Genomic DNA, 12,187 nt, shown 5'->3' on the forward strand with positions numbered 1-12,187 from the left:
CAATTGAATGGAGTGGATTAGATGAAGAAAATTCTTGTTGCCAATCGTGGAGAAATCGCGATCCGTGTCTTCCGCGCATGTGCGGAACTTGGGATCAAAACTGTCGGAATTTATGCTGCGGAGGATGAATACTCCGTCCATCGCTTTAAAGCAGACGAAGCGTATTTAGTGGGGAAAGGCAAACGTCCAATCGATGCGTATTTAGACATTGAAGATATCATTCGCACGGCGAAAAAAGCCGGTGCCGAAGGAATCCATCCCGGATACGGCTTTTTATCAGAAAATCTGGGATTTGCTCAACGCTGTGAAGAAGAAGGTTTGATTTTCATCGGACCATCCACCCATCATTTAGATATTTTTGGCGACAAGATCAAAGCAAAAGCAGCAGCGATCGAGGCCGGAATTCAATCAATTCCTGGCTCTGATGGTCCAGTTGCATCGATCGATGACGTTTTAGCTTTTGCAAACGAACATGATTATCCAATCATGATCAAAGCAGCCCTTGGGGGCGGTGGGCGAGGCATGCGTGTCGCTCATGATGAAAAAGAAGCAAGAGACGGCTACGAACGTGCCAAAAGTGAAGCCAAAGCGGCATTTGGTAGTGATGAAGTCTACGTTGAAAAATACATTAGTAATCCAAAACATATTGAAGTCCAAATCTTAGGAGATACGCACGGAAACGTCGTTCACTTATTTGAACGTGATTGCTCGGTTCAGCGCCGCCACCAAAAAGTAGTCGAGGTGGCACCTTGTGTGTCAATGACTGATGAACAACGGGAAAAAATATGCCAAGCAGCCGTTCAACTAATGAAGCATGTCGGCTATATCAATGCTGGAACCGTGGAATTTTTAGTAGAGGGCGACAAATTCTACTTTATCGAAGTAAACCCACGGGTCCAAGTGGAACATACGATCACTGAAATGATCACCAATTTAGACATCGTGACGACACAAATTTTGATTGCACAAGGCAAAGACTTGCATAAAGAAATCGGAATTCCTGAACAAAAAGACATTCGCTTTGAGGGTGTTGCGATCCAATGTCGCGTGACGACAGAAGATCCAGCGAATAATTTTATGCCAGATACTGGTAAGATCGATACCTACCGCTCTCCGGGTGGATTTGGGGTTCGTTTAGATGTCGGAAATGCTTATGCTGGTGCAGTGGTAACCCCTTATTTCGACTCGCTACTAGTAAAAGTCTGTACGCATGCTGCTTCGTTCGACCAAGCAATTCAAAAAATGATGCGCTGTCTGAAAGAATTCCGAGTACGTGGTGTAAAAACAAACATTCTCTTTATGCGTAATGTTGTTTCTCATCCAGCCTTTCGTTCAGGGGAAGCCAAAACCACCTTTATCGACAATACGCCGGAATTATTCAATTTCCCTCGGATTCGTGACCGTGGAAACAAAACCATGAAGTATATCGGTGAAATCACGATCAATGGATTCCCGGGAATCGAAAAACAAAAGAAACCTTTCTACAATGAACCACGGATGCCACAACACATCCAAGCAACGCCTGATTTTGTCAGCGCCAAAAATATTTTAGATACGAAAGGTGCCGAGGGTGTCGTTGAATGGATCGGTCAACAAAAGAATGTCTTACTGACGGATACAACCTTCCGAGATGCCCATCAAAGTTTGTTGGCAACTCGTGTAAGAACCCATGACTTTAAGAAAATTGCCGCGATGACGGAAGCTGGCCTACCACAATTGTTCTCAAGTGAAATGTGGGGTGGGGCAACCTTTGACGTTGCGTACCGTTTCTTAACAGAAGATCCATGGGAAAGATTGCGGATGTTCAGGAAAAAAATGCCGAATACACTCTTACAAATGTTGTTTAGAGGCTCCAACGCTGTCGGGTATTCCAATTATCCAGACAATGTTTTGGAAGAATTCATCAAAGAATCTGCGGCACAAGGAATCGATGTATTCCGAATCTTTGATAGTTTGAACTGGGTCCCACAAATGGAGAAAAGTATCCAAGCTGTTCGTGATACGGGGAAAATTGCAGAAGCGACGATTTGTTATACAGGGGATATCAATGATCCATCCCGCCAAAAATATTCGGTACAATATTACAAAGATATGGCAAAAGAATTGCAAAATCTTGGTGCCCATATTATTGCGATCAAGGATATGGCTGGATTATTAAAACCGCAAGCGGCTTATCGTTTGATCAGTGAGTTAAAAGATACGATCGATGTACCGATCCATCTGCACACGCATGATACCAGCGGGAATGGGATTATCACTTACTCAGCAGCTACCAAAGCTGGCGTTGATATCGTGGATGTCGCTATGTCAGCTATCAGTGGCGCAACGAGTCAGCCAAGTATGAGTAGTTTGTATTATGCTCTTTTAAACGGCGAGCGTTGCCCAGAGATCAATGTGGATAATATCCAACAATTGAATCACTATTGGGAAGATGTGCGCATGTACTATCATTCCTTTGAAAATGGCTTGAACGCCCCTCAAACGGAAGTGTACAAGCATGAGATGCCAGGAGGACAATATACCAATCTCCAGCAACAAGCCAAAGCCGTTGGTTTAGGCGAAAAATGGGATGAAATCAAAGAAATGTATCATGAAGTCAATATGATGTTTGGAGACATCGTGAAAGTGACACCTTCTTCGAAAGTCGTGGGCGATATGGCGCTCTTCATGGTACAAAATGGCTTGTCAGAAAAAGATATTTTTGAAAAAGGCGATACATTGAGTTTCCCAGAATCAGTGATCACCTTCTTCCAAGGCGAGTTAGGTCAGCCAGTCGGTGGTTTCCCGAAAGAATTGCAACGCATTATCTTAAAAGGACGCCCAGCCTTTACGGAACGTCCAGGAGCCTTTGCCAAACCAGTTGATTTTGCCGTAGTGAAACAAGAACTAGCCGAAAAAATCGGCTATGAACCAAAACACGAAGAAGTCTTGAGCTACTTGATGTATCCGCAAGTCTTCCTTGATTATCGAAAAGCGTATGAGCAGTTTGCCGATGTAAAAGTCCTTGATACACCAACCTTCTTTAATGGTATGCGCTTAGGCGAAACGATCAATGTCGAATTAGAAAAAGGCAAAATCTTGATCATTCGTCTCGATGAAATCGGTGAACCAGATATCGAAGGCAATCGGACCCTCTTCTTTAACTTAAACGGTCAACGACGAGAAATCGTTGTGAAAGATAGTTCGATCATCAGTTCTGTTCAAACAAAACGCAAAGCAGAGCCAACGAACAAAGAACAAATCGGTGCCTCCATGAGTGGTTCAGTTTTAGAAGTATTAGTCAAAAAAGGTGATCGAGTGGCACGTGGACAGACGTTGATGGTCACTGAAGCGATGAAGATGGAAACTTCCGTCGAAGCTCGCTTCTCTGGTGTAGTTGAGCATGTTTACGTAACCGATGGGGAACCAATCCAGTCAGGAGACCTTCTGATTGAAGTCAAAGAAAAATAAGGAGTCGATCAGCAGATGAAGCGAAGGGGATTATTATTTTGCGGCTTATTTGTCCTAGCCCTGATAATCGTGTATTTGCAGCCAGTATTCATGCAAAACGCTTCAGATTCAAGAATGACGATCGAGAACCCAATCAAAGCACCAACGACCATGAATTATGAACCAATCGCAGCCCAAGGATTAGCTGAATTGATTGGGGAGCCTGTTTCTGATTTTGAAGAAATCTACGGGCTTCCAGTTCAAACGTATCGCTCGGGCTACGAGTTTGAAATTCGGGTCTACAATCAATTAGACGATCAGCAATATGTTGAGATCAATACTGATGGTGAGAGTGTGCAGGCAATCAAAGTGATCGGCGCCGGGGGATCTTCCCTAGCGCCCTTTGCAATGGGCATGACCTTGACTGACTTGACTGAGCTGACCATGATTTATCCAAATTTTACCTTGACACAAAATGATCGCACCATCAGTTTTGAGTTGATGGAAGAAGATATGAACTACCGACCCTTAGTAGCGTTTGATAATGGGACATTTGCTGTTTTATTCTTTGATCAAGAGACGGCTCAACTGCAGGCGATCACTTACTTGGATCAGACGACCCTGCTTAAGTTAGCGCCCTATCCCTTGACAGAAGGAGAACGACCGCTGTTTCAAGTTTCGCAAACGATTGACCAAGCACAAGCTGATCTTGAAAAAGAGACGTTAGCCTTTGTCATTATTGATAAGCTTCGTAATCAAATCGGTTTGGAAAGCTTTGTACAAGATACCCAGACGCATCAAGATGCGGTCGGACTTTTAGCGGATTTGACGAATAATCTATCGGATCATTTGACCTCTCAACGCATCCATTCCTATCAACGTGCTCTTTCTTCGGAAAAAACGAGTAATTTTGTTTTGACGAACGATGAGTGGCAGGAGTTATTAGCAGCGAAGGAGTTAGAGGCTTCTGCTTCGATTTTTGAAGCGCCTGTCTATGATCCAACCTTTACTATTTTATCTTGGTTCAGTAACCCAAGATTTACTGAACGTTTGACCCATGAACAATCAGAAAAGATAGGAATTGCTTTTTCTGAAGCAAATATGGTAGTCTTAGTGCAAGAAGATGTAGAAGGGACCGAGGATAGTACATCAGATGATTTACGATGAAGCCTTTTTCGAGATTGAAGATCAAATCGATTCACTTGTAACGGCAATCAAAGCGAGTGAAACGTGTAGAAACTATCAAATAGCGAAACAAACCATGCATCAAGATCCTGTTGCTCAGGAATTGATGCGATCGTTTATAGAAAAAAAGCTGGATTTTGAAAGAATTGAAGCGTACGGCGCATATGCCCCTGATTTCAAAGAGAAAAAGCGTGCGATGCGCACAGCTAAGCGACAGCTGGATCTCAATGAGCAAGTGAGCGAGTACCGCTGGAGTGAAACGCAGCTGCAGCGTTTGCTGGATGAACTGACCGTAGCGATTTCTACGTGTTTTTCACCAACTGTCAAAGTGGATGCTGGAAGTCCTTTTTTTCAATCAAAATCAAGTTGTGGAGGAAATTGTCATGCACGAGGATAAAACGCCTTTTACGATGCAGAAGCGTCGAGGATTGATCGTATGGGTCTACAGCCTACGTCAACTAAAAAATTTGCGTCGTTTTGGCTTCGTTCATTATGTGTCACGCAAAATGAAATATGTGGTCATGTATTTGAACGAAGAAGAATACGAAAGCAAAAAAACAAAAATCGAGCAGTTTCACTTTGTTCGACAAGTTGAAGCTTCCTATCGACCAGATGTCGAAATGGATTTTGCTGAAAAAATTGGTACATCAGCAGCCTATCCATTGAAAGATGAAGGGTTTGATATCGAAGAAAAAAATACGATGATTCGATTGGCAGAAAACGTGTAATAAAAAAGTGGGGGTGCCTTGAGTCACCGCCATTTTTTTATTGCTATTTATAGAAACAGTGCTATATTTGTATTTACGAAGATCTTGGAGGGAAAAACGCATGCGTGTAGTAGCCGGAGAATATGGTGGCCGCAGATTAAAAAGTCTTGCTGGAGATAACACTCGCCCCACGACAGACAAAGTAAAAGGGGCGATCTTTAACATGTTAGGGCAATATTTAGATGGAGGAGTTGTACTGGATCTGTTTAGTGGGAGCGGGGGCTTAGCGATCGAAGCGGTCTCTCGTGGTGCGGAGCATGCCGTTTGTGTCGACCGTAGTTTTCCAGCTATCAAAGTGATCCGTGAAAATATTGCAATAACCAAAGAACCAGAAAAGTTCACGGTACTAAAAATGGATGCCAATCAAGCCTTACGCCAGTTTGCAGCTGAGGGACAAAGTTTTGACTATCTATTTTTAGATCCACCTTACGCAAAGCAAGAGATCCTGCAACAGCTAGAAGCTATGCTGAAGGATGAATTGATTCGTCCGTTTGCTTATGTGGTTTGCGAAACAGATAAGTCCATCGTCTTGCCAGAAAAGATTGGTTCTTTGCATTTGATGCGCGCCCAAACCTATGGCATATCTGCGGTGACGATCTATAGAAATGAGGGATAACATGAAAAAGATTGCTTTATTTCCAGGAAGTTTTGATCCGCTGACGTCAGGTCATGTGGATCTGATTGAGCGAGGCGCAACGCTTTTTGATGAACTGATCGTGGGTGTTTTTACAAATACCAATAAAAAAAGTTTTTTTACAAGTGAAGAAAAAGTTCATCTAATTGAAGAAGCCCTCGCTCATATTCCAAACGTCAAGATTCTGGCGCAAGAAACGGAGCTGACGGTCACGATCGCGAAAAAACTAGGCGCACAGTTTCTGCTTAGAGGCATTCGCAGTGTGAAAGATTATGAGTATGAGCGGGACATCATGGAAATGAATCATCACTTAGAACCTTCCCTAGAGACCGTCTTTCTTTTAGCAGATGCAAAGCATAGTTTCATCAGCTCCAGTTTGTTGAAAGAAATCTTAACCTTTAACGGCGATGTTGCGGAATATTTACCACAAAATATCTACGATGCTATAGTAAAGAAGCGTGATACCAATGAATCTTAAATCAACGATCAAATATGTTCTCTTGTTTGTTTTAGCACTGATCATCGCAGCCTGTGCCTTTTTGCCGATTCCTTATTATATCGAGCAACCCGGTGCAACGATCGATTTAAAAGAATTGATTACCGTCAATCAAAAAGAAGACACCTCAGCCGGCTCCTTTTCTTTAACCAGTGTCGGGATTCGACAGGCTACCGTGTTTACGGCGATTGGAACGAAATTCAATGAATTTCAAGACTTGATCAGTGAGGAAGAACTTTTAGGCGGTGCGACAGATGAGGAGTACAATCGCATCCAGCGCTATTATATGGAATCCTCGCAAAATAGTGCGATTGAGCAAGCATTAAAGCTGGCAGACTTGCCTTATGAAATGACCTATAAAGGGGTCTATGTCATGGGGATCGATCCAAATTCCAGTTTTGCGGGGAAAATATCCGTGGGAGATACCGTCACCGCTGTCAATGGCAAAGAGTTTAAAAGTAGCCAAGACTTTATCGACTATGTACAAAGTCAAACCATTGGTGATGAGATCACCGTGACTTACTTGCAAGATGGCGAAGAAAAAGAAGCAACAGGCAAATTAATTGAACTGGAAAGCAATCAAAAAGCTGGGATCGGTATCTCACTCGTCGATCATACAGAGATCACTTCTGATGAAGAGATCGTGATCGATTCTGGCAATATCGGTGGGCCTTCAGCTGGGTTGATGTTCACCCTTGAAATCTATGAACAGCTAACTGGAGATAACTTGCGTAAAGGCCATAATATTGCTGGAACCGGAACGATCTCAGCTGATGGGACGGTTGGTCGAATCGGTGGGATTGACAAAAAAGTAGCGAGTGCCAGCGAAAGTGGTGCAGAAATCTTTTTTGCTCCGGACGATGAAATCACTGATGAAGAGCGTGAAATAGATCCTTCCATTAAAACGAATTACGAAGAGGCAGTGGCAGCAGCGAAGAAGTTAGACACAGACATGAAAATCGTTCCGATCGCCAATGTCCAAGATGCATTGGACTACCTAGCAACACTAAAAGAAGCAAATTAAAACGGCACTTGCCGTTTTTTTATTGTCTAAAGAATACAGTAGGCTCAAAGAAAAGGTTATGCTATACTTTTAGATAAGGAGTGTGAATCTAGTGGAATTAAAAAGACAACAACCGATCGTTGAAGCATATCATTTCGATATGAAACCGAAAGACAAAGAAATGGAAACAAAATTGAATGTCGGCTTTGCGCCGTTAAAAGTCAAAGATGAAGAATATATGGAAAAAAACAGTATTATTGGTGCCCGCTTAGAATTCCAATTGGTGTTCCCTGATTACGTTTTGTCAGGACGTGTCGGACAAGTCAATCATATTTTGAATCGCAAAGTCAATTCTGGAGAGGATTTGACGAAAGCCGAAACTGATCGCTTGGTTGAGCCCTTGTTTGATATCGTCAAACGCTTGACTTATGAAGTGACAGAGATCGTGACCGACAAACCAGGTTTACAATTGAACTTTAATACCAATTCGAACGCTGCGCAAGAAGCGAAGGAAGAAGACGAATAACGAGAAATAGGAGGGATGCCCATTGTTTTCCAATCAAATGCAAGTGATGCTATACGTCGATGATGTGACGAAAGCAGTTGAGTTTTGGCAAGAACTAGGGTTTGTGATCATTGAACAACAAACCGTTGATGGAACATCCGTCGTTGAAATCGCGCCATCAAAAGAGGCAGAGGCACATTTTGTCTTATATGACCGTGAGTTTATCGAAACACATTCACCCGAAGTCGCTTTGAATTCCCCATCGATCATGTTTTTTGCAGAAGATATTACGACACTTTATAAAAAGCTTTTAGAGATGGAAGCAGAAGTGGGTGAATTGATTCAGATGGAAGAACAACTGGTTTTCAATTTTGCCGATCCGGATGGCAATTATTTTGCTGTTTCAGGAAAATAGCTTTTGTCGATCGTAACCAATCATTCGTCCTTTTGAACCCGACTTTATGTTGTCGTACTGTTCAGGACAAATGGTTGGTTTTTTCGTTTTATTGCAAGACATTTTACGGGCAAAGGTCTAAAATTGATAACAAGAGAATCAATTGCCTTTAAGGAGGAAATGACTATGCAAAACTATCTATATGCAATCAGTGATATTCATGGAATGGCCGATCTGTTTAAAAAACTTCTTACCGATTATGACCCTAAGCTCCATCAGCTGCTTTTGATTGGAGACTTAAATGATCGGGGGCCGAAGTCAAAAGAGTGTTTTTTGCTTGGAAAAAAGTTAGTCGAAGAATACCAAGCGATTTATTTACGCGGCAATCACGAAGAGTATTTTCTGCAATTTCTAAATGCCCCTGAGGATTGGTTTGCCGCTTACGTACGCAATGGCGGCAAAGAAACGATTGAAAGTCTTTTGCATACAGGCGCTACTGAGGAGTATTCGCCGACGGAAATCGCCTTAATGATCCGCAGTAGCTATCGAGACTTAATAGAGTTTTTGATGGAGCGACCGCTTTATTACGAATGGGGAAAGTATCTCTTTGTTCATGCGGGCGTGGATTTAAGTAAAAAAGATTGGCGTAAGACCGCAGACCATGATTTTATCTGGATTCGCGAGCCATTTCATAAAGGAAAAAACCGTACAGGAAAAACGATCGTTTTTGGCCATACCATCACGCCCATGCTGCATGGAGATATGCAGACGACGGATCTATGGCAACAAGACGACAAAATCGGCATCGATGGCGGGGCAGTATTTGGTGGATCGGTGCATGGCGTGATTTTTGATGACAAAGGGATCGTTCAGGACATCGAATACCAAAATTTAGCAGGTCCTTGGCAACCAGACTTTTAAAAGTCTTTTTGAGAAAAGACAAAAGCAGCCATAACAAGAGTCGCGAAAGCAACATTGTTTTCGTGCAATCTTGTTCGCTCAATGGCTGTCTTTTTTATGTTAAAATAGCAAAAGCAACAAAGGAAAGGTGAGAACAAATGGCAGAAATGAATCAAGAGGTACTTGATTTAGTAAAACAAGAATTAACCGCTTTTACCCAAAAACAAATCAGTACGGTGTTGCAGTTATTGCAAGAAGGAAATACCGTCCCCTTTATTGCCCGCTACCGTAAAGAAATGACGAATGGACTTGACGAAGTTCAGATTCGAGAAATTGAAGAGCGATACCAGTACTTAGAAAACTTAGAGAAGCGCAAGCAAGAGGTTTTGCGTTTGATAGAAGAACAAGAAAAGCTAACGCCTGAACTATCTCAGGCGATTTTAGCTGCAACAAAAATGCAGGCCGTCGAAGACCTGTATCGTCCTTATAAACAAAAACGACGCACCAAAGCGACGATCGCCAAAGAGAACGGCTTGGAACCATTTGCTCAGTGGCTGTTAAGCTTCCCAAAAGCAGGTGACGTTCAAGAAAAAGCGGCCGAATTTATCAGTGATGCTGTTCCTACTGTAGAAGATGCCTTAGCAGGCGCGCACGAGATCATTGCAGAAAGCGTTGGTGATACTGCAGAGTTTCGTAGTTGGATCCGCAGCTATTACACAAACAAAGGACTGTATCAAAGCACGGTCAAAAATGCTGAAAAAGATGAAAAAGGCGTTTATGAAATGTATTACGATTTCCAGCATCCTATCAATAAGATGGTATCCCACCGAATTTTAGCCACTAATCGTGGGGAACAAGAAGACATCTTGAAGGTCGCCCTTGTGGCAGATGAAGAAAAAATCATGGATTACCTACGTCGCAAATTGATCACGAATAGGGATTCACCCGCAGCCAGTTTTGTTGAAGCTGCAGCTGCTGATGCGCTGAAACGGTTTATTTCACCAGCCATCGAACGAGAGATCCGCAATGAATTGACAGAAAAAGCTGACGAACAAGCAATTGCGATTTTTGGAGAAAATCTTCGCAATCTGTTGCTGCAGCCGCCATTGAAGGGCAAAGTCGTTTTAGGTTTTGATCCAGCGTATCGTACAGGCTGTAAACTAGCCGTCATTGATGAGACTGGAAAAGTACTAGCGATCGAAGTGATCTATCCTCATAAACCAGCGCCTATGAATAAGCGAGAAGCTGCTGGACCAGCGTTTCGTCGCTTATTACAAACCTATAAAGTCGAGATGGTCGCACTCGGTAATGGGACTGCGAGTCGGGAATCAGAGCAATTCGTCGCTGAACAATTAAAATTGATCGATCAAGAAGTATATTATGTGATCGTGAATGAGGCAGGCGCTTCTGTTTATTCTGCCAGTCCGATCGCTCGTCAAGAATTCCCTGATCTGCAAGTGGAAGAACGCAGCGCCATCAGTATTGGTCGCCGTCTGCAAGATCCTTTGGCAGAATTAGTCAAAATTGATCCACAATCCGTGGGCGTCGGACAATACCAGCATGACGTTTCGCAAAAACGCCTCGCTGAACAATTGGATTTTGTTGTTGAGACTGTTGTCAACCAAGTTGGCGTTGACGTCAATACCGCAAGTGCGGCACTCTTGCAGCATGTAGCTGGTTTAAATAAAACCACTGCTCAAAATATCGTGACTTATCGAGAAGAAAATGGTGTATTTACGCAGCGGAATCAACTGAAAAAAGTCCCTCGCTTAGGACCAAAAGCTTATGAACAGGCGATCGGCTTTATGCGGATACCTGGCGGAAAAGTCATTTTGGACAATACCGGGATCCATCCAGAAAGTTATGACACTGCCAAAGAAATTTTGGCGATCGCGGGTATTTCTTTAGCGGAGCTAGGGAAAGAGCAAATGGAAGAAAATAAAGCGAAACTTGCCCAACTACGCCCAGCGGAGCTTTCCGCAAAATTGTCAGTCGGCAAAGAAACCATCACGGATATCCTAAAGGCGTTAATGCAGCCTGGACGCGATATGCGTGATGAAATGCCAGCCCCATTATTGCGCAAAGATGTGCTGAGTATGGAGGACCTAAAACCGGGAATGGAACTGAAGGGAACGGTTCGAAATGTGATCGACTTTGGTGCTTTCGTCGATATCGGTGTCAAACAAGATGGACTGGTGCATTTGTCGAAGCTGAGCCGTTCGTTTGTAAAGCATCCGAAAGACGTTGTTTCCGTCGGTGATGTCGTAACCGTTTGGATCGAGCAAGTAGATGTCAAAAAAGGCCGTATCAGTTTAACCATGGTCGATCCGGGAAATGCCAAATGACCCAACAAGAACTGCAGCGGTTGGTGGAAGAGCTGTCGCTGTCTGTTTTCAACAAACCATTCACGCATCGAGCGGTGTTTAATTCTCGCTTAAAAACAACCGGTGGCCGCTACCATCTAAGTGATCACCACTTGGATTTCAATCCAACCATGCTCACAGAACACGGGATGGAGGTTTTTATCGGCATTATCAAGCATGAATTGTGTCATTATCATTTGCACTTAGCAGGTCTTGGTCACCGTCACCAAGATCCTGCCTTTAAAGCATTGCTGGCAAGAACGGGAGGCTTGCGTTATGCACCTCCTGCCAAAAGGACAGCCAAACATCGCTATCGATGCCAAAATTGCGGCTGCGAGATTCGGCGGCAGCGACGTGTGGATATCAAAAAATATGTTTGTGGAAAATGTCGTGGACGTTTGCTAGAAATAGGAAATGATGAGAAAAGTCAAGTCGAAAAATAAAACTCGTTGCTATTTTTTACATTTTGTATGATAATGTAGGTCGTGTGACAACCTGATATTTGTCAATA

At 43.1% G+C, this 12,187-nt stretch carries 12 protein-coding genes; all 12 read left to right on the forward strand.

Features of this window, described 5'->3' with window-relative positions:
• The first annotated feature begins 21 nt into the window (after positions 1-21).
• Positions 22-3,450: a pyruvate carboxylase gene (locus IGI69_RS07460; RefSeq protein WP_016609529.1), complete on the forward strand. Its 3,429-nt coding sequence runs from the start codon at positions 22-24 to the stop codon at positions 3,448-3,450.
• A 15-nt stretch (positions 3,451-3,465) separates the two neighbouring features.
• On the forward strand, positions 3,466-4,596 hold the full coding sequence (locus tag IGI69_RS07465; protein ID WP_015509623.1) for a CAP-associated domain-containing protein: 1,131 nt from the start codon (positions 3,466-3,468) through the stop codon (positions 4,594-4,596).
• Positions 4,583-5,011, forward strand: a complete 429-nt coding sequence (locus tag IGI69_RS07470) for a YlbF family regulator (protein WP_373191912.1) — start codon at positions 4,583-4,585, stop codon at positions 5,009-5,011. Before IGI69_RS07465 ends, IGI69_RS07470 begins: the two co-directional genes overlap by 14 nt.
• Positions 4,998-5,342 carry a YlbG family protein gene (locus tag IGI69_RS07475; protein WP_373191911.1) on the forward strand — a complete coding sequence of 115 codons (345 nt, stop codon included), beginning with the start codon at positions 4,998-5,000 and terminating at the stop codon, positions 5,340-5,342. The genes IGI69_RS07470 and IGI69_RS07475 overlap by 14 nt, the downstream gene beginning before the upstream one ends.
• Positions 5,343-5,442: 100 nt before the next feature.
• A complete protein-coding gene (gene rsmD, locus IGI69_RS07480; protein WP_005225987.1) occupies positions 5,443-5,997 on the forward strand; it encodes a 16S rRNA (guanine(966)-N(2))-methyltransferase RsmD in 555 nt (184 codons plus the stop codon).
• 1 nt (position 5,998) lies between these two features.
• On the forward strand, positions 5,999-6,493 hold the full coding sequence (coaD, locus tag IGI69_RS07485) for a pantetheine-phosphate adenylyltransferase (RefSeq protein ID WP_005231326.1): 495 nt from the start codon (positions 5,999-6,001) through the stop codon (positions 6,491-6,493).
• Entirely contained in the window at positions 6,483-7,535 is a 1,053-nt protein-coding gene (locus IGI69_RS07490; RefSeq protein WP_005235759.1) for a SepM family pheromone-processing serine protease, read from the forward strand. Before coaD ends, IGI69_RS07490 begins: the two co-directional genes overlap by 11 nt.
• Positions 7,536-7,626: 91 nt before the next feature.
• Positions 7,627-8,040, forward strand: a complete 414-nt coding sequence (locus tag IGI69_RS07495; RefSeq protein WP_167822796.1) for a DUF1149 family protein — start codon at positions 7,627-7,629, stop codon at positions 8,038-8,040.
• A gap of 22 nt (positions 8,041-8,062) precedes the next feature.
• Positions 8,063-8,434, forward strand: a complete 372-nt coding sequence (locus IGI69_RS07500; RefSeq protein ID WP_005225991.1) for a VOC family protein — start codon at positions 8,063-8,065, stop codon at positions 8,432-8,434.
• A gap of 165 nt (positions 8,435-8,599) precedes the next feature.
• The gene (locus tag IGI69_RS07505; protein WP_123833883.1) at positions 8,600-9,334 is read left to right on the forward strand and encodes a metallophosphoesterase family protein; all 735 of its coding nucleotides are present in this window, start codon (positions 8,600-8,602) and stop codon (positions 9,332-9,334) included.
• Positions 9,335-9,471: 137 nt separating this feature from the next.
• Positions 9,472-11,658, forward strand: a complete 2,187-nt coding sequence (locus tag IGI69_RS07510; protein ID WP_438740264.1) for a Tex family protein — start codon at positions 9,472-9,474, stop codon at positions 11,656-11,658.
• Positions 11,655-12,119, forward strand: a complete 465-nt coding sequence (locus tag IGI69_RS07515) for a SprT family protein (RefSeq protein ID WP_086295283.1) — start codon at positions 11,655-11,657, stop codon at positions 12,117-12,119. Before IGI69_RS07510 ends, IGI69_RS07515 begins: the two co-directional genes overlap by 4 nt.
• Positions 12,120-12,187: the final 68 nt, after the last annotated feature.

The sequence above is a fragment of the Enterococcus sp. DIV1083b genome, assembly GCF_051713705.1.
Taxonomy (GTDB): Bacteria; Bacillota; Bacilli; order Lactobacillales; family Enterococcaceae; genus Enterococcus_D; species Enterococcus_D casseliflavus.